Origin of the sequence: Virgibacillus sp. CM-4 (assembly GCF_000445495.1) — a bacterium.
GTDB classification, from domain to species: Bacteria; Bacillota; Bacilli; order Bacillales; family Amphibacillaceae; genus Virgibacillus; species Virgibacillus salexigens.
The window spans coordinates 171,159-189,891 of sequence record NZ_AUQA01000001.1 but is presented as its reverse complement, the minus strand read 5'-3'; the positions used below and the strand labels follow the sequence as shown (position 1 = coordinate 189,891).

16 protein-coding genes are annotated in these 18,733 nt (G+C 38.3%); 7 read left to right on the top strand and 9 right to left on the bottom strand.

The features are described from left to right. Positions 1–229: 229 nt before the first annotated feature. Positions 230–3,913 carry a 5'-nucleotidase C-terminal domain-containing protein gene (locus tag M948_RS23455; RefSeq protein WP_021288777.1) on the top strand — a complete coding sequence of 1,228 codons (3,684 nt, stop codon included), beginning with the start codon at positions 230–232 and terminating at the stop codon, positions 3,911–3,913. 64 nt (positions 3,914–3,977) lie between these two features. On the opposite strand, the gene nadA is transcribed toward M948_RS23455, so the two are convergent. From nadA to nadB, 3 genes are read right to left on the bottom strand one after another with little or no spacing between them, the layout of a single operon-like run. After that, positions 3,978–5,084 (bottom strand): quinolinate synthase NadA, encoded by a 1,107-nt coding sequence (gene nadA / locus M948_RS23450; RefSeq protein WP_021288776.1) that lies wholly within the window; start codon positions 5,082–5,084, stop codon positions 3,978–3,980. Between the two features lie 12 nt (positions 5,085–5,096). Then, on the bottom strand, positions 5,097–5,948 hold the full coding sequence (gene nadC, locus M948_RS23445) for a carboxylating nicotinate-nucleotide diphosphorylase (protein WP_031334892.1): 852 nt from the start codon (positions 5,946–5,948) through the stop codon (positions 5,097–5,099). Beyond that, positions 5,917–7,503 (bottom strand): L-aspartate oxidase, encoded by a 1,587-nt coding sequence (gene nadB / locus M948_RS23440; RefSeq protein ID WP_021288774.1) that lies wholly within the window; start codon positions 7,501–7,503, stop codon positions 5,917–5,919. The genes nadC and nadB overlap by 32 nt, the downstream gene beginning before the upstream one ends. Positions 7,504–7,602: 99 nt before the next feature. Here nadB and M948_RS23435 point away from each other — a divergent pair, with 99 nt between their 5' ends. From M948_RS23435 to panF, 6 genes are all read left to right on the top strand, one after another. Then, entirely contained in the window at positions 7,603–8,727 is a 1,125-nt protein-coding gene (locus tag M948_RS23435; RefSeq protein ID WP_021288773.1) for an IscS subfamily cysteine desulfurase, read from the top strand. Positions 8,728–8,788: 61 nt separating this feature from the next. Continuing rightward, positions 8,789–9,331: a transcription repressor NadR gene (locus M948_RS23430; protein WP_021288772.1), complete on the top strand. Its 543-nt coding sequence runs from the start codon at positions 8,789–8,791 to the stop codon at positions 9,329–9,331. A 139-nt stretch (positions 9,332–9,470) separates the two neighbouring features. Then, on the top strand, positions 9,471–9,614 hold the full coding sequence (locus tag M948_RS43080; RefSeq protein WP_021288771.1) for a hypothetical protein: 144 nt from the start codon (positions 9,471–9,473) through the stop codon (positions 9,612–9,614). A gap of 256 nt (positions 9,615–9,870) precedes the next feature. Then, positions 9,871–11,364 (top strand): peptide MFS transporter, encoded by a 1,494-nt coding sequence (locus tag M948_RS23425; protein ID WP_021288770.1) that lies wholly within the window; start codon positions 9,871–9,873, stop codon positions 11,362–11,364. A gap of 163 nt (positions 11,365–11,527) precedes the next feature. Next, on the top strand, positions 11,528–11,794 hold the full coding sequence (locus tag M948_RS23420; RefSeq protein WP_021288769.1) for a YhdT family protein: 267 nt from the start codon (positions 11,528–11,530) through the stop codon (positions 11,792–11,794). Further along, positions 11,791–13,230, top strand: a complete 1,440-nt coding sequence (panF, locus tag M948_RS23415; RefSeq protein WP_021288768.1) for a sodium/pantothenate symporter — start codon at positions 11,791–11,793, stop codon at positions 13,228–13,230. The genes M948_RS23420 and panF overlap by 4 nt, the downstream gene beginning before the upstream one ends. A 177-nt stretch (positions 13,231–13,407) precedes the next feature. On the opposite strand, the gene M948_RS23410 is transcribed toward panF, so the two are convergent. The 6 genes from M948_RS23410 to M948_RS23385 form a co-directional block, all read right to left on the bottom strand. Further along, a complete protein-coding gene (locus M948_RS23410) occupies positions 13,408–15,393 on the bottom strand; it encodes an acetoacetate--CoA ligase (protein ID WP_021288767.1) in 1,986 nt (661 codons plus the stop codon). 155 nt (positions 15,394–15,548) lie between these two features. Further along, complete coding sequence (locus tag M948_RS23405) at positions 15,549–16,073, bottom strand: type 1 glutamine amidotransferase domain-containing protein (protein ID WP_021288766.1); 525 nt, start codon at positions 16,071–16,073, stop codon at positions 15,549–15,551. A 91-nt stretch (positions 16,074–16,164) separates the two neighbouring features. Next, positions 16,165–16,575 (bottom strand): DUF3021 domain-containing protein, encoded by a 411-nt coding sequence (locus M948_RS23400; RefSeq protein WP_021288765.1) that lies wholly within the window; start codon positions 16,573–16,575, stop codon positions 16,165–16,167. After that, the gene (locus tag M948_RS23395) at positions 16,565–17,026 is read right to left on the bottom strand and encodes a LytTR family DNA-binding domain-containing protein (protein ID WP_021288764.1); all 462 of its coding nucleotides are present in this window, start codon (positions 17,024–17,026) and stop codon (positions 16,565–16,567) included. The genes M948_RS23400 and M948_RS23395 overlap by 11 nt, the downstream gene beginning before the upstream one ends. A 17-nt stretch (positions 17,027–17,043) precedes the next feature. Continuing rightward, positions 17,044–17,793, bottom strand: a complete 750-nt coding sequence (locus M948_RS23390; RefSeq protein ID WP_021288763.1) for an ABC transporter permease — start codon at positions 17,791–17,793, stop codon at positions 17,044–17,046. Between the two features lie 29 nt (positions 17,794–17,822). Continuing rightward, positions 17,823–18,722 carry an ABC transporter ATP-binding protein gene (locus M948_RS23385; protein ID WP_021288762.1) on the bottom strand — a complete coding sequence of 300 codons (900 nt, stop codon included), beginning with the start codon at positions 18,720–18,722 and terminating at the stop codon, positions 17,823–17,825. Positions 18,723–18,733: the final 11 nt, after the last annotated feature.

Genomic DNA, 18,733 nt, shown 5'->3' with positions numbered 1-18,733 from the left:
CCTATATGAGTAAATTTCTGTCGCCTTCTTTCATTGATAAACTGTTATCGGTTTAAATGTAGATCTTAGATCTTTTTTCCTAATTTAATAAATTAGTGGTACTATTGGTTTGAATTTACCAAAAATTTACTAATCTATTATAGATTATACATGTATGTTATGCGATAGTAAAAGTGTGTCATGTCGACGTAACATGACAACAAACTACTAAATCCTGAGGAGGTTGCAGATGCGAAAATTACGGGTGAAGCAGTGTTTTTCCTTATTACTTATCTTTACGCTTATTGTAATGAATTTTTCACCAGTATCACGTACATCAGTAGCTGCGGCAGACAACACAGAGACGGCAGATAAGTTGTTTATTTCAGAGTATATAGAAGGAAGCTCCTATAATAAGGCAATTGAAATTTACAATGGTACAGGGGCGGAGGTAGATTTAGGCAATTATCAATTGGCACTTTATAGTAATGGGGCGGAGGATGCTAGTAAAACATTGAATCTTGAAGGGACATTAGCACAAGATGAAGTGTATGTGCTTGCACATACAAATGCTGATGAATCCATTTTAGAAGTCGCTGATCAAACGAATACAACGGTTATTAATTTTAATGGAAATGACGCAATTGCTTTACAGAAGAACGAGAACAACATCGATATACTGGGTACGGTTGGGGATGATAGTAACTATGCAAAAGATATGACGATTGTCAGAAAGCCTTCCATAAATATGTCAAATACAACCTATGATGTGGCAGAATGGACAGAGCATAACCACGATTATTTTGAAAATCTTGGTGTCCATACCATCGATGAAAACAATCCTGGTGATCCAGGAGAACCCGACCCAGAGGATCCTAATGTTTCTACTATTGAAGAGGCTAGACAGTTTGATGATGGTACAACGGTATCAGTAGAAGGGACTGTCACGGTGAATTCAGCTGCTATTAGTAACGGCACCCAATTTACAACGTACATACAAGACGTTACTGGCGGTATTAATCTATTTGCCTATGAACAAGGTGAATTACCAGAGCTTGCAAAGGGAGATAAAGTAAAAATTGTTGGTGAATTGGCCACATACAATGGATTAAAAGAGGTAGTCCCTACTAGTATACAGGTATTGGAGTCCGATCAACCATTACCAGAGGTACAAGAAGTTAGTTTAGAAGATTTACAAAATGAGGAGACAGCAGAGTCACTTGAAGGGGAACGTGTTCGTGTAAATGGGTATCTATCTAGTATTCCAGATAGTCCTGCTGGTGGTGGATACAATGTATCATTTATTGATAGTGATTATAATGGTACGACGCTCCGTATTATGGAAAATGCCTTAGATATAGCACAAGTGGAGGAAGATGCATGGTACAACGTTACAGGGATTGTAAGTCAATACAATAATTATCAGGTTATTCCCACAGAGCAAGCAGATTTTGAGGTGGCGGCGGAACAACCAGATCCACCATCCGCCTCAGGAGAATATGAAACAACCGTTGAAGCGGTAACGGATGGAGATACCATCCGTATTGCAGATCCTGTACTCGGTGAAACAAGGGTTCGATTTGTCAATATGGATACACCGGAAACGTATGCCGCACATAATGAGGATCCAGCAAGAGGTGAAATCAATCAAAACCAAAAGTATCATGGGGATGCAGCTACAAGTTATATCAATGAGTTAATTCAGTCTGGTGATGAAATTATTGTTAAGCTTAGCGATACACCTACAGATGACTATGGTAGATTGCTAGCAGAGATCATTCGAAAAGAAGATGGCATGAATATTAATCTAGAAATGGTAAGACAGGGATATGCATCGACTTATTTTATAGCTCCTTTTAATGACGAAGTGTACCCAGAGTACCAACATGCGGTTAAGCAAGCAAAAGATAGGGGGTTAGGTATTTGGAATGCTGAAAACCCTCTAATGGAATTACCATTTGTGTTCCGTGCAAACGATGATCAAAAAGGATTTCAACGATATGTAGGTAACTCGGATACTAAGGAGTATGTTGTTCCAGATAATTGGGCAGATGTTCCTGTTGAGAAGCGTGTGTTTTTCTCAAGCCCGGAGGAAGCAGAATCCTATGGATATTCTCCAGCAGAGGAAACAGCCGATGAAAATTTACAGGTACAATTATTAGGAGTGAATGATCTTCACGGAAAGATAGATCAGGAATATGAATTAGATCCAGATGGTGATGGCACATTGGCCATGTATGGTCGCTCCGATTATTTAGCTTCTGCGATCAAACAAAGAGATCAGGAACACGAGAACGCTTTAGTTGTACATTCAGGTGATATGATTGGTGGAAGTTCACCAGTTTCTGGTTTATTGCAGGATGAGCCTACAGTTGAAATTATGGAAGAAATTGGATTCGATGTAGGTACGGTCGGTAATCATGAATTTGATGAAGGTACGGACGAATTATTGCGTATGGTCGATGGTGGGGAGCACCCGGATGGTACACCTGATTATGATGGCATGGACTTTCCGAATCTTTGTGCTAATTGTGTATACAAGGGTAGTGGTGATCCGATATTACCCCCTTATTATGTGGAAGAAGTTGATGGTGTAGAGATTGGTTTTGTTGGTGTGACTACGGAAGAGACGGCGAATATCGTCATGCCTGAAGGTATTCAAGATATTGAGTTTACAGATCCTACAGCTGCAGTGAATGATGCGGTTGCTGAATTAAAAAGTCAAGGAGTAGAATCGATTGTTATTTTGGCTCACATTCCTGCTGAGCAAGATGGGGATGGGGCAACAGGAGAAGCTGCAGATTTAGCAAATAATGTGGATGATGCGGTTGATGTGATTCTTGCAGCGCATAACCATCAAGTGGTTGATAGTGTGGTAGATAATAAGTTAATCGTTCAAGCCTCTGAATATGGAAAGGCATTTGCGGACATTGATTTGGAAATTGACCGAGAAACAGGAGATATTATCCAAAAAGAAGCAGAAATTGTCTTTGTGAAACAAAGTGATTATCAGCCAGACGACAAGGTTGCAGCTATTCTAGAAAAATATCAAAATCAAATCGGACCAATTTTGGATGAAGTGATTGGCTATAATGCTACGGATTTAACAGGTGATTATATTGTCGATGGTGATCATGGATTAGGTAATTTGCTTGCAGATGGAATGAAATGGTCAATGGATAGCGATTTTGCCATGATGAATGGTGGAGGTATTCGAGACGATCTCCTTGCAGGTGAAGTGACGTGGGGAGACCTATATAATATACAGCCATTTGGAAATACTTTAATGACAGTGGAAGTTACAGGTGAAGATATCTATACGATCCTAAATGAACAGATTTCTCCTGAATATGGACCTGATTATAGTGTGAGTGGATTATATTATACATGGAACCCGTCCTTAAATCAGGTCGTTAACGTAAGTTTTCCTGATGGTACGTTAATTGATAGAGAAGAGGTATATACCCTAACGGTAAATAATTTTATGGCAACGTCTGAGGGACCGATCAAGGATCTGGGACAGAACCCAGTCACCGGACCAGCGGATATTGATGCCACGGTTGATTTCGTAGAAAGTTTAAATAGTACAGCTGACAATCCATTTGAATATGCTTCAGAAGGCAGGATAACGGAAACCGATGAAGAACCAGGTGATCCAGGCGGCACTCCTGAAGTAGAAATAGAACCAAAGCATGATTTTGGGATAGCAACAGTCTATACAAGAGATTTGTTAGATATCGAGAATGGGGCACGTGTAACAATTGATATCGAGAATGGTTGGAGTTATCGTTTTGTCTTTTTACACAAAAGGCAAGTAGATGTTTTAAAGGAAAAAGAAGTGACCTTGGTCATTACAAATGGATTGGGGTCAAGAACGTTTGATATGACGGACTACGAGAGACGATGTCTATTTGCTGGTGTAAGAAACCGTTGATAGGAAAGCAAAAGCAAAACCTTGCCTAAGCATACCATAACTCAGGCAAGGTTTTTTCATTTATTTATAATGAATGGAACATGCGGTGAAGTGCAAGGGCAGCATTGGTTGATACATCTTGGGACACTTTGATTTGATTGACTGGTTTGCCGCTGATAATGGACTCAAGGCACCAAAGGAGGTGGACCAAATCAATCCTATTCATCGTTAGACAAGGGCACATATGTGGATTCAAAGATATAATTTGTTTATCGGGATGCTGATCAATCAGTCTTTGGACAAGATTCATCTCTGTACCAATTGCCCAAGCAGTACCAGGATTTGCTTGTTCGATGGTACGAATAATATGATTGGTACTCCCATTATAATCAGATGCGTCAACTACTTCTTTCCGACATTCTGGATGTACAATGATATTCATACTTGGATCGTTTTTACGTACATCTTCAACATTTGATAATGTAAAATTCTCATGAACGGAACAATGCCCCTTCCATAAAATGGCTTTAATTCTTTCTACGTCCCCTTCAAAAAGAAGTTCGTTGTTGATTGGATCCCAGATCGCCATCTCATCTAGCCCAATACCAATATCTGAGGCAGTATTTCTACCTAAATGTTGGTCTGGTAAAAATAGAATTCTTTCTTTTTGGGAAAAGGCCCAATTCACCATGTTATGCGCATTCGATGATGTCACCGTAGCACCGCCGTGCTTTCCAACAAACGATTTAATCGCTGCTGTAGAATTAACATAGGTTAAGGGTACAATGCTATCTCCAAATATAGTTTGTAAGGATGACCAGGCTCTCTCCGTTTGGTATATATCTGCCATATCTGCCATCGAGCAACCTGCGCGCATATCAGGTAAAAGCACGTTCTGATCGTTGTTCGTTAATATATCTGCTGTTTCTGCCATGAAATGTACCCCACAAAAAACAATATAGGTTGCCTTGGAGTTTTCAACAGACACTTGAGCTAGTTGAAGCGAGTCTCCCACGGCATCTGCAAATTGAATAACTTCATCTTTTTGATAATGGTGTCCTGGTATAAATAATGAATCTCCTAATGTTTGTTTGATTTCTTGGACGCGTTGTTCCATTTCTTCTTTCGTTAAATGAAGGTATTTATCATCAATCGTATGTAATGAACCTGTTAGCTCTTCAAGTAACCCCATTTTTATTTCCTCCTATTTTGCCATTTGATTTTCCGCACGTACCTGTGCACTAATATCCAGTCCCGATGCAGAATGTGTCAAATATCCCAATGAAATAAAATCAACACCACTCGTAGCATAATTATAAAGCTGATCCATTGTTATTCCACCAGAAGCTTCTGTAGTAATATTGTTAGGGACATGATGTATCCATTGTTTAATTGTTTGCGGGGAACAGTTATCAAACATAATAATATCTACATTGTTTGCAGCTGCCTCAACTAATTGATCCTCGGTTTCAATTTCAACTTCGATTTTGATCGTGTGACCTAGACCGTTTTTTAAATTTCGAATAGCATTTGTGATCGACCCGGCGTAGGCAATGTGATTATCCTTTATCATCACTGCGTCAGCTAAACTAAGTCTATGATTAAAACCGCCACCGCATCTGACGGCATGTTTTTCAAGCATTCGTAGTCCAGGTGTTGTCTTTCTAGTGTCACAAATTCTCGCTTCTGTACCAGTTATTACATCCACGGCGTGAGCAGTTAAAGTAGCGATTCCACTCATACGCTGTATAAGATTAAGTACCACTCGTTCAGCCTGAAGTAAATCCTTTATCGGGCCATGTATACGAGCAATTTCCGTTCCTTCAACTACCTTGTCACCATTTTTTACAAATAGTTGGGAATGGACCATTGGATTAATGATAGGAACCCCTCTGTTAATGATTTCTTCCCCACAAAAAATGCCTGGACTTTTTGCGATCAGTTGCATTTCTCCCATTTGTTTACTGTCAAATAAATACTGTGTAGTAATATCGCCGTCACCAATATCCTCTATGAAAAAGGATTCAAGCATAGATTTCAATTTGATGTTGTTTATCATAGGTTATCCTCGCTCTATTATTTTCTTGATTATGCATGATTCGTTTTTTGTACCAATTTATTTGATCCTTATTTGGAAAATCAGATCGAATATGAGCTCCGCGACTTTCCGTTCGAAGCAGCGAAGATTCGGTCATTAATACAGCATGAATCCACATAAAATAAGTTTCAATGTCTGATCTGCTCTTATGGTCAATTGCTTGAAATGGAGTCAAAGCAAATCTATTCAACCAATTTAATTGTTTGGTTAAGCCGTTTTGATTACGAATAATACCAACATGACGCATCATGGTATCCTGTAACGCTTCTTTGGTAAATGGAAGCTGGATTAGTGGAGACTGGTTCTTTTCAATAGGGTCGAAATCTAATGTAGTATCTTTCTTGGTGCTTAGTAACAATGCCGCTAATCGATTCCCATATACGAGTCCTTCGAGCAGTGAATTACTTGCTAATCGATTCGCTCCATGTACCCCGCTGCATGCTACTTCACCAATAGCATAAAGCCCTTTTTTAGTGGTGCATCCCCACTTATCGACCATAATTCCGCCCATCATGAAATGGGACCCTGGTGTAACAGGAATTCTGCATTTATGTATATCAATGTGATTATCAAGACACATAGCTGCTATGGAAGGGAACTGGTCTTGAAAATTTGTTATTGGCGAAATATCCAAATATATTTTTCTACCAGACTGTAATTGTTTATAGATTTCATAAGCTACAATATGCCTTGGCCCTAAGTCTTGGAGTGGGTGAATATCGGTCATTATTTTTTCTCCATCTTCATTAACAAGCTTTGCTCCTGCTCCTCTAATTGCCTCAGATATTAATCCGATTGTTTTCCCATTTACAGTAAGGATAGTGGGATGGAATTGAAAAAATTCCAGGTCGGTAATATGCGCTCCAGCCCGATAGGCTAAGGCGATCCCATCTCCTACTATGGAGGGGTGATTGGAGGTACGCGTAAATAGTCCTCCGGCACCTCCCGTGGCTAATACAACATGAGAAGCAAAGTATGTTTTACACTGATCCTGCTTGTTCTTTGTTTTCACACCGATGCAGTTCCCGCTACGGTTTAACATTAAATCAATAACCATTTCATTTTGAACCCATTCAATCGTTGATGAAGCGGCAATTGCATCCATGATAAAACCAGTTATTTTTCTACCTGTCTGATCACCACCTGAATGCAATATTCGTGGTTTGCTATGTGCACCTTCTATACCTAAATCATACGTTCCCTCCCTCGTTATATCGAAGGGGGCACCAGCATGAATGAATCGTTCCACGGCTTGTTTTCCTTCTTGAACAAGAGCTGTTACCGCTTGTTCATTTCCGTGCCAATCACCTGCGATCATGGTATCCAGAAAATGATGCTGCGTATGGTCATCTTTAGAGATAGCAGCTGCAATTCCACCTTGGGCTAAATATGAATTATTAGCTGTTAATTGGTTTTTTGTGATAATCATCACATGCAAATGTTGATGAAGGTTATACGCTAATTGCAAAGCTGCAATTCCGCTTCCGATGATAATCACATCTGTTTTAGGCACTTTTGCACCTCCTGATATTACAATTGTCTTGACACATATCATTACATATAATTACGATAAATACAAGCGTTTTTTCTGAAAAAGGTGGGAGGGATATTGTTGAAGTACTTTGACTTTGCTGCGACAACTCCGATAGATCCAGAAGTGTTATCCATATATCAAGAAGTGGCACGTGATTATTGGGGGAATACCAGTAGTTTGCATGATACAGGAACAAATGCGAAACAAATCCTAGAAAGTTGCCGAGAAAAACTGGCTGCTGTATTACAAGTTCCAGCACAAGGGATTTATTTTACGTCAAGTGGGACGGAGGCTAATCAACTAGCGATTACTTCATTAGCTTTCAGCCAAGGTCATAAAGGAAAACATATTATAACGTCAATGGCAGAGCATCCTTCCGTTGGTTCTAGCCTGGATTTTTTAAAGGATTTTGGTTACACCATTACGAAATTACCTTTTAACCAGAGCGGACAAGTAGATATACATGATTTCAATGAAGCGATTCAAACAGACACAGTATTAATTACAATTAGCCATGTTAATAATGAAATAGGCTCTATCCAACCCATTGAAGCTATTTATCAACGAATTAAAGATAGGCAAATTCTTCTTCATAGTGATTGTATTCAATCTTTTGGCAAAATGGAGATGCAGCCCATCAGTTCACTGGTTAACAGTATGTCGATATCTGCCCATAAAATCTATGGACCTAAAGGAGTAGGGGCTGTTTACATTCAGCCTGATATTCCAGTAAAGGGGTTATTTCCTAATCAAACACATGAACATGGTTTCCGGGGGGGGACGGTTAATACCCCCGGTATCGCCGCCTTTGTAGGAGCAGCATTAAAAGCTTCTCATGTTGAACGGGAGAAAGTAATGGCGTTACGAAATTTGTTTATAACTCAATTAACAAAGGAAATGGATCACATATTTCGAATTGTGGAAGCACCATTTAATTGGCAAAACCCCTATGTATTAGGGGTTATAGTGAAAGGCTTGGAGGGTCAATGGGTAATGTTAGAGTGTAATCGCAGAGGATTTGCGATCTCTACAGGGAGTGCCTGTGGTCAGTCAGTTCATTTGAAAGCAAATACATTATTGGCGATGGGATATTCCCAAGAGGAACAGAAGGAATTTATCCGAATTTCTTTTGGGAGAAATACAAAAGGTGAAGATGTAAAAGCGTTAGCGAATACTTTAAAAGAAATAGCACAAAGCGTATAATAAGAACTGAAATTGGATGATTACGTCTTTAATATCGCAATTAATCTTGGACGGTGATGGAATGAGTGGGAAGCAGAAGCTCCTTGGTGAAGAAAGAAGAAAAGCTATTTTAGATCTATTGAGAAAAGAAGATAAGCCAATAAAGGGTGGGCAATTAGCAGAATTAACGAATGTAAGTCGACAAGTCATTGTAAATGATATTACCTTGCTGAAAGCTAAAAATGAGCCGATTATGGCAACCAGTCAAGGTTATCTTTATATTTCACATTCTGCTCCAGCTGGTGCCGAACGAATCGTTGCTTGTCAACATCCTCCGATGCGAACAGAAGAAGAGTTGAATTTACTTGTGGACCATGGTTTAACAGTCAAAGACGTTACAATTGAACACAGTGTTTATGGAGATTTAACAGCGTCTATTATGGTAGCAAATCGGGTTGAGGTAGCAAATTTCATCGAAAAAATCACATCAACTGGTGCGTCATATTTATCGGAACTAACGGAGGGAGTACATCTCCATACCTTAGTAGGTGTTAATGAAAATCAGTTAGATAAGGCAGAGGAAGCGTTAAAGAAAGCTGGATTTCTAATCCAAACAAATGAGTAACAGGAGGCTAAAGAAAGGTTCGGTATAGACAATAATCTTTATTTATCATATTATATATGAATCATCTCATACACTAGATAAAGTGGTAGTTACAGCCGCTTTGGATGGGGTGAAGGTGTAAAACAAAGGAGGAAATACCATGCATATGCACATCATTCGCTGGGTGATTGTTGGAGTTGCAGTAAATGCGGTAACATTAATGCTGTTATTTGCAAATATCGAAGGATTAAAAGGACTTCTCGAATTTATGACCGAGTTTAGTAAGTATTCGAATAAGTCATAATATGGTAATGTCTTCCTAAATCGACGATGAATCTGTTATGAAAAATCTCTTTATTAGGAAGGAGATAAGTTGTGCTTCTCCTTCAAAATAAAGAGATTTTTTACTTTTTAAATACTAAAAATGTAATAATTAAGAAATACTTCTCAATATTTTCTAAATTATGACGTTTGACGTATGACTTTAATAGGAGTAACATATTTTTGTCGAAAAAAATAATTTTCAGTTTATTCTGAAGGAAGAAAAGGAGTTTAACAACATGTCAACACATAGCAAAGAAGAAATTGTGCGAAGTGTCCCACAAAAGGGATTTTTTGGACATCCGAAAGGCCTATTCACACTTTTCTTCACAGAATTTTGGGAACGTTTTTCCTATTATGGAATGCGTGCACTTTTACTTTATTATATGTATACAGAGGTTGCGAGTGGTGGTTTAGGAATTGATGATGGCACTGCTAAATCAATTATGGCAATATATGGATCCCTCGTTTATATGTCTGGTATTATTGGAGGATGGATTGCTGACCGCCTGTTAGGAACACAACAAACAGTGTTTTACGGTGGGGTACTAATTATGGCAGGTCATATTGTATTAGCACTTCCTGCTGGAACCACTGGACTATTTATTTCAATGTTCCTTATCGTCGTTGGTACAGGCTTATTAAAACCAAATGTATCAAGTGTAGTGGGTGATCTGTACAGCCCTAGAGATGTACGTCGTGATTCTGGATTTAGTATTTTTTATATGGGTATTAATATGGGAGCTTTAATTGCGCCATTGGTTGTTGGTACATTAGGACAAGAATATAACTATCATTTAGGTTTTGGTGTAGCAGCAATTGGTATGCTTCTTGGATTAATTGTATTTGTTGTTACCAAGAAAAAATATCTTGGCCTTGCTGGAACCTATGTACCGAATCCACTTGAACAAGATGAAAAGAAAAAGGTATACAGTCGTATTGGCATCGGCGCACTTATTGTTGTTATCCTTGGTGCAATAACAATACCAACAGGTATATTGACAATTAATGGCTTTACCTATTTAGTAAGTATATTAGGAATACTAATTCCGACCATTTACTTTATCGTGATGTATCGTAGTCCTAAAACTACTGCAGATGAGAAATCACGATTGGTTGCATATATTCCATTGTTTATTGCTGCTATCATGTTTTGGGCTATTCAAGAACAAGGTTCTATCATTTTAGCTGAATATGCAGATAAACGTACGGAACTTAGCTTTCTAGGTCTTGAATTGCAATCATCATGGTTCCAATCTCTTAATCCGTTATTTATTGTAATATTAGCTCCAATATTTGCAGGATTTTGGATGAAGCTTGGTGAGCGTCAGCCATCCACACCGAAAAAATTCTCCATTGGTTTACTATTTGCAGGTTTATCCTTCTTAGTCATGATTATTCCTGCAACAATAAATGGAACTGATAGCTTAGTAAGTCCAATTTGGCTGGTACTCAGCTTCTTACTTGTTGTAATTGGGGAGCTATGCTTATCACCCGTTGGTTTATCTGCAACAACAAAACTTGCTCCACAAGCGTTTTCCGCGCAAACAATGAGTTTATGGTTCTTATCAAACGCATCTGCTCAAGCAATTAATGCGCAGATTGTAAAACTATACACACCAGAAACAGAGGTCATTTACTTTGGAGTAATTGGTGGGGTTGCAATCCTACTTGGATTTATGCTGTATTTACTTTCTAAAAAAATTCAACACTTCATGAAAGGTGTTCGCTAATTAATCTGGATAAAAATCGGCAATTCTAATGAGTTGTCGATTTTTTAATTATCCGTATTCATATAATTAGAGTCACGCACATCTTCTGTTGGTAGGCTTTCTAATTTTACATAAAATAACGGATTAAGGTATATTGGTTTTAAGTAATTACGGGGGTGAGTTTTTGAAAAAGGATACTGTGAAAATCGCCAATCGAGAGGCACTAATTGGTGTTGGTTTGGTTGTTTTTCATTTTATTTGGTGGTTTGCGTTTGCCTACGGCTTAGGAAGTAAAGACATCAGCGAGTATACATATATCATTGGCTTACCAGCCTGGTTCTTTTATAGCTGTGTTGTAGGTTTTATTGTTATAGCGGTGTTAGTCACAATTGTAGTCAAGAAATTTTTTGTCGTTATTTCATTTGATGATGAGGAGAAGGAAACAGAATGAATTGGGAATCTCTACTACCGTTAATCGCAATCTTAATTATTATTTTTGGTGTTGGTATTTGGGCTGGAGGTTATTTAAAGGGATCTACCAACTTTGTTCAAGATTATTTTTTGGGTGGTCGTAGTCTTGGCGGGTTTGTCCTGGCAATGACAATGACAGCAACATATGGAAGTGCAAGTAGTTTTATTGGCGGGCCTGGAACAGCATATAATGAAGGGCTTGGCTGGGTACTGTTAGCGATGTCGCAAGTTGCAACAGGTTATATTGTGTTGATGATTTTAGGTAAGAAGTTTGCGATTATAACACGTAAGTATAAGGCATTAACAATGGTTGATTTTTTGAAGCAGCGTTATCAATCCAAGTGGGTCGTTATCTTTTCGGCGGTTAGTATTATCGTTTTTCTTTTTTCAGCAATGGCAGCGCAGTGGATTGGTGGTGCAAGATTAATAGAATCCTTAATTGGAATTGATTACACATCTGCGCTATTTATATTCGCTGTTTCTGTGCTGATTTATGTTACTGTCGGTGGTTTTCGTGCGGTTGCTTTGACGGATGCGATTCAAGGAAGCATTATGTTTATAGGGACGTTTATATTACTTATCGCTGTGATTATAGCTGGTGGCGGTATTCCACAAATTATAGCAGATTTAACAGCGGAAAATCCTAATTTAATTACTCCATATGGATCAGACGGACAGTTAACTCCAGCCTATGTATCCTCTTTTTGGATACTGGTCGGTGTTGGGGTAGTAGCATTACCACAAATTGCTGTACGGGCGATGTCTTATAAAAACGCACAATCAATGCATCGGGCTATTATTATTGGGACAATTGTCGTTGGTGTTATCATGTTAAATATGCATTTAATAGGGGTATTTGCTCGGCCTATTTTACCTGGAATTGAAGTTGGCGATCGTGTTATGCCTTTAATTGCATTAGAAGTCATGCCAAATTGGTTAGCAGGAATTGTCCTGGCAGCTCCCATGGCAGCAATCATGTCTACGGTTGATTCGCTATTATTATTAGTGAGTTCGACCATTCTAAAAGATGTCTATCTTAACTATGTAAGGCCAAATGCGTCTGACCAAACGGTTAAACGATTAAGTATAGGGATAACCGCATTACTAGGTATAATCGTATTTATTATGGCATTAAATCCACCGGATTTAATTATCTGGCTGAATTTATTTGCATTTGGTGGGCTAGAGGCTGCTTTTATTTGGCCAATTGTATTAGGTTTATATTGGAAGAAAGGGAATAAGTATGGAGCCTTGTCTTCTATGTTTACTGGCGTAGCTTTATATATTGTATCCGATCGTTTCTTTCCACAACCATTTGGACTCCATTCGGTCGTGTTACCCGTTATTATTTCGTTCATCGTCTACGTGGGGATAAGTATAGTGACACAGAAGCGGACGGATGCATCGATCAGTTAAGGAAAAGCGTCAGGCTTGCTCTGGTAGGTTCTAAGCCACAACCTCTTTGTAAACACTTGCTTAAAAAGAGACTTTCTCATAAAATGGAAAGTCTCTTTTTGGTAAGAAGGTATGCTATTCAATCAGTCTTATTTGAGAAAAGGGAAGCAGACAACTCTACAAGTTTAGAGTACTAAATTAGACTTTTAAGTGGTTTGCAAATTCAAGAAATGCATCTAAGGACGATTCATTACTTAATGAGCCTTTATTAACAACTTGATCCAATGGCTTTCCCATTAAAAGTTTTTTAACAGGGATTTCAAGTTTCTTTCCATTTAGTGTCTTAGGTAGATCAGGAACTTGATAGATTTCTGTCGGTACATGGCGAGGGGAACAGTGTGTGCGAATTTGCTGTTTAATGATCTGCTTAATTTCTGAAGTTAACTCCTGTTCTTCTTTCATGACGACAAACAAAGGTACAAATGAGTCCCCATTGCGAGCTGGGATATCAACAATTAAACTATCAGCCACCGATTGCACGTGGTCGACAGCACGATAGATTTCACTAGTACCAATACGAACTCCACCACGATTAATTGTTGCATCAGAACGTCCATAAATGACACAGGTATTTCTTTCAGTAATCTTAATATAATCCCCGTGACACCATATGCCAGAAAATACATCGAAATAACTGTCACGTAGTCTGGTTCCGTCTTCGTCATTCCAAAAGTATATGGGCATGGAAGGAAATGGTTCTGTCAACACGAGCTCTCCAACCTCTTCAATCTGTGATTTTCCATGCGCATTAAAACTTTCAATTTTTGCACCAAGCCCGCGACATTGGAGTTCACCAGCGTAAACTGGTAAAGTAGGTACACCTAGAATAAAAGCAGTGCAAACGTCAGTACCACCACTAGCTGAAGCTATCCATAAATCATCTTTCACGTTCTCATAGCACCATTGAAAACCTTCTGGAGGTAGCGGAGAACCAGTGGAACTTATATTATATAAGTGGCTTAAGTCGAATTGCTCTTTTGGCTCCAATTCCTCTTTCATACAAGCAGTAATATAACTAGCACTTGTTCCAAGCACGGTCATCTTTGTTTCCTCAGCTAATTGCCATAATTTATTTTTAGATGGATAACTAGGGTTTCCATCATATAGAATGATCGCACTGCCAGTTAGTAAACCACCAATAAGGAAGTTCCACATCATCCAACCGGTCGTTGTAAACCAAAAGAAACGATCTGTTTCATCTAAATCCACATGGAAGCTCAACGCTTTTAAATGTTCAAGTAGAATTCCGCCCTGACTTTGCACAATTGGTTTTGGCTTGCCTGTTGTACCAGAAGAGAATAATACCCATAACGGATCATTAAATGCAACATATTCAAACGTTAATGTTTGTGCTTGCTCCTGCTTGATTACTTGGTCCCAATAGGTGACAGCAGAGAGTTTTTTAAAGGTTGCATGTTCATCTAAATAAGGGATTGCAATCGTTGCTTCTAAAGAAGGGAGACTTGATTGAATCTTTGCCGCAACTTCCGTGCGATCAAAATTTTTTCCACCATAGCGGTACCCATCAACAGTGATCAGGAGTTTGGGTTCGATTTGTTGGAAACGATCAATCACACTTTGTGTACCAAAATCAGGAGATGCACTAGACCAAATAGCTCCAAGACTCGCTGTTGCTAGAAACGATACAACTGCTTCATATATATTCGGAATATAACCAACAACCCGATCTCCCTTGTTAATTCCTAGTTCTTTTAAGGTTTGCTGCATCTCAACAGTATCTTGGTATAGTTTTTGCCAGGATACTTCTTCCGTTGTACGGTTCTCAGATGTATGAATAATAGCAGGTCGAGTAGAGGTAGCACGATTTCGAAAGACATGCTCTGTATAGTTTATTGTTGCTTCTGGAAACCATTTAGCTCCGGGCATTTGATGCGAAGTTAATATCGTATGGTATGAATCCTTCGCTTGGATATCAAAATATTCCCAAATGCTGGACCAAAACGATTCCACATTATTTACCGACCATTTCCAGAGGGAGTGGTAGTCTTGAAATTCAAGATTCTTATGCTGTTTTAACCAACGCATGTAGTGATAAATTTGGGTAGATTGCTTTCTTGCTTCGCTCGGCTCCCAAAGTAAGTCTCCTTCGTGTACTAGTTTCATCTCGTTCCCTCCTGTAGTATCGAATAATTCTATTATATGTAACCGCTTTCCTTGTGTAAAGTTACTATTTGGTATAAGAAGGCCAAGCCTCCGATGGTAATCGTAGGCTTGGGATATATTTACTCTGATGAACGATGGATAGCTTTGTAGGTTTATTACTGCTTTGATAGTATATCAGAAAATGTTTTCATGTACACTGGTAAATCAGGTGGTCTCCGACTTGAAATTAAATGTCCGTCTACAACGACAGGCTTATCGACCCATGTTGCACCTGCATTTGTCATATCATCTTTAATTCCTGGTGTACTTGTAACTTGCTTGTTCTGAAGAATGTCAGCAGAAATAAGCACCCAACCAGCATGACAAATTTGGCCGATCGGCTTTTTGTCTTTATTCATTGATTGTACAAGTTGAATCACTTCTGGATAGCGTCTTAATTTGTCAGGTGCCCAGCCACCTGGCACTAATATTGCATGATAATCAGTAGCACTTACGTCAGCTAAAGCATAATCGGATTCAGCTGGAACACCGTATTTGCCGTAGTATATTTGGTTAGCTGTTTTTCCAACAAAATCAACTTGGGCTCCTTCTTCGCGTAGACGTAAAACAGGATACCATAGTTCAAGATCCTCAAAATCTTGTTCAACTAATGCTATCACCTTTTTTCCTTCTAATCGCATATTCAACCTCCGTCTCTACATCTTTTATATATGTTAGTTTATCAAACTTGAAAGAGAGGAGGGAAGTAGAATGATTGCATCGCTTTTCCCTTTATCTTTTTTTATCAAGGTATTCATTCATAGAGGATGCTAACCGTTTGGCAAAAAACTGTGCACCTGCCCAAAAAAGAATGTAAGCGGAGATAAATAATAATGCACCGATTAGAAAAGAAAGTGGTTGAAATGGCAGCCAGTCAACCGCAAAAGCAATGATAAAATAAACGGTAATCGAAAGTGAAAAATGTATTATTGTCCGCTTCAATGGACTCCATTTATCAAATTCATATAGGAAAGAGGAAAGTCCGAAGTACGTACCAATTAAGAGATTTCCTAGCATATACTTCCAAACTTCAGCTATGGAAGCTTCTGCATCCCCAATTACCATGCCTGTTAAGGCAATAAATGTAAAGATTGCTCCAATTGCAATGCCAATGATTGAGCGTTTTAGTATTTCAACGATCATAGAAATCGCCACCTGTCGCTAATTTCTTTTTAATTGAAGTAGCATATTTTCGTGTAATGTATTCTTTATTCCCCGAATGGAAGTAAACACATAAGTTTCCATTGAAAGAAAGTTCAAAACACTGAATATTATTTAGATTCCCGATCACTGACTTAGAGAACCTCATGAAGTGTTGTGGAAGAAGCAGTTCTTCTATTTCATAGAGCTTCATCTTGATTTCAATTCGTTGATTGTGGAGAGCGGCAAAGATTTTTCGTTTCTCTGCATAAATATAATCGATTTCCTTAGGGTTTAGGATGATAGTCTGGTCAGCATCTACACCGAATAAGCGAGCTTGCTTCTTATTGTTAATGTAACGAATGATTTCTTCCAATTCATCTGTCCATTTTTGAGTTTGAATGGTTATTGAGGTTTCTTCGTACTGATCATCGATATCGATGTTTACTTTCATTTGAATTCCTCCAATAGCTAACCTTTCGCTTGCTTTAGAAAATAAGGATAACGTAAGAGTGCAGTAATAAAGCCAGCGGCTCCAAAAGCAAAAAGAATAGAAAGTACCATAATGAATTGCCGCCATTCAAGTGTGCCATCCATAGCACCTCGTAATCCTTGATGTGCCCAATATTGTGGCATCAATTTGCCAATGATTTGGAAAATGGTCGGCATCATATCCATAGGTACCCATAATCCACTTAGTAGTGCGCCACCTAAGGCAATAATTTGGGTAATGGCTAACCCCATATTATTTGTTTTAACTAGTAGAGCCAAAGCCAAGCCAAGACCGGTTACTGTAAATGTTAAACAAATGGAGATGATACTAATAAACAGCGGTTGTTCTAGCGGTATAGTATATACTGCTTTTCCGAATAGAAATAAAATCGTAATTTGGATGAGTACAATAACGAAATATGGCATCCATTTACCTAATAAATAAGCGTAAGAAGGAGCAGGTGTACTGGAAATACGAGCAGCAATTCCATTGTCACGATCCTTTATAAAAGTAGCTGTCATTGTAATTAGAATAAAAAACACAAACATAACTACATACCCAGGAACAATAGAGAGTATAACTTGTTGTTTGATTTCCTCAGCTGCTTTTGCAGTGAAGATAGAAATAAATAATACGGTGAAAATAATGGGGAGAATTAGCATCCAAAATATTAATCCTCTATCTTGAAGATTTTTAATGGTTTCCATGTGAAATAAAGCAGAAGTCATTGCTTATTCCTCCTTCTAGTTTAGCATATTTAATCACGTAGCTGACTCCCTGTTAATGAAAAAAACGTATCCTCTAAACGTGGTTTTAGTAACTCTAATTGTTCAGGGAGAATGTTGTTTGTATGGCAATGTTGGATAATGCTTTCCATAGTTGAAAGTGGATGGTTTGTAGTAATGATATATCCGCCATGTTTGTTTGTAACTCGACCAATCAAGGAGGCATGATCAGGTAAACATGTGTCTCCTTTTATAAATACTGATGGGCTTGCATAAGCGTTTGCTAATTCTTGTATCGTGGCACTTTTTATGATGTTCCCATGATCAATAAAAACTGCTTCATCACAAATTTGTTCAATTTCTTCCATATAATGACTTGCATAGATAATGAGTGTATGCTGTTGTTTTAATTCATGAATGAGTTGAAAGATGAACTGTCTAGATTGTGGATCAATACCGACAGTTGGTTCATCCATGATTAGTATAGAAGGCTGGTGAAGGAGTGCACATCCGATGTTTAATCGGCGTTTCATTCCTCCCGAAAAAGTAAAAACTTTCTCTTTTGCTCGTTCCGTTAAACCAATTAACTGCAACACCTGATAAATACTTGATTTTAACTGTTTTCCTTTAAGGCCGTATAATTTTCCAAAGAATAATAAATTTTGATAAGCGGATACGGTTTCTTCAAGACTTAATTCCTGTGGTATATAACCGATGAGGCCTTTGTGTTTTTTACTGAGTGATTCATTGTTAATGAGAACCTTCCCATCATCTGGTTGATTAATCGATGCTAAAATCTTTAGTAATGATGACTTTCCAGCGCCATTTGGACCAATTAATCCGTAGCATTTTCCTATTTCCATTTGTAATGATACGTCTTGCAATGCTTGAATTTTTTTGTGTTTTTTCTTAATATGTTTAATTGTCAGCAAAATCTTCCCCT

What these genes read in the sequence shown, in the direction of transcription:
- M948_RS23455 (WP_021288777.1), top strand. Translation starts at nt 230, where the DNA reads ATGCGAAAATTACGGGTGAAGCAGTGTTTTTCCTTATTACTTATCTTT.
- nadA (WP_021288776.1), bottom strand. Translation starts at nt 5,084, where the DNA reads ATGGGGTTACTTGAAGAGCTAACAGGTTCATTACATACGATTGATGAT.
- M948_RS23430 (WP_021288772.1), top strand. Translation starts at nt 8,789, where the DNA reads ATGAGTGGGAAGCAGAAGCTCCTTGGTGAAGAAAGAAGAAAAGCTATT.
- M948_RS43080 (WP_021288771.1), top strand. Translation starts at nt 9,471, where the DNA reads ATGCATATGCACATCATTCGCTGGGTGATTGTTGGAGTTGCAGTAAAT.
- M948_RS23425 (WP_021288770.1), top strand. Translation starts at nt 9,871, where the DNA reads ATGTCAACACATAGCAAAGAAGAAATTGTGCGAAGTGTCCCACAAAAG.
- panF (WP_021288768.1), top strand. Translation starts at nt 11,791, where the DNA reads ATGAATTGGGAATCTCTACTACCGTTAATCGCAATCTTAATTATTATT.
- M948_RS23410 (WP_021288767.1), bottom strand. Translation starts at nt 15,393, where the DNA reads ATGAAACTAGTACACGAAGGAGACTTACTTTGGGAGCCGAGCGAAGCA.
- M948_RS23405 (WP_021288766.1), bottom strand. Translation starts at nt 16,073, where the DNA reads ATGCGATTAGAAGGAAAAAAGGTGATAGCATTAGTTGAACAAGATTTT.
- M948_RS23400 (WP_021288765.1), bottom strand. Translation starts at nt 16,575, where the DNA reads ATGATCGTTGAAATACTAAAACGCTCAATCATTGGCATTGCAATTGGA.
- M948_RS23395 (WP_021288764.1), bottom strand. Translation starts at nt 17,026, where the DNA reads ATGAAAGTAAACATCGATATCGATGATCAGTACGAAGAAACCTCAATA.
- M948_RS23390 (WP_021288763.1), bottom strand. Translation starts at nt 17,793, where the DNA reads ATGACTTCTGCTTTATTTCACATGGAAACCATTAAAAATCTTCAAGAT.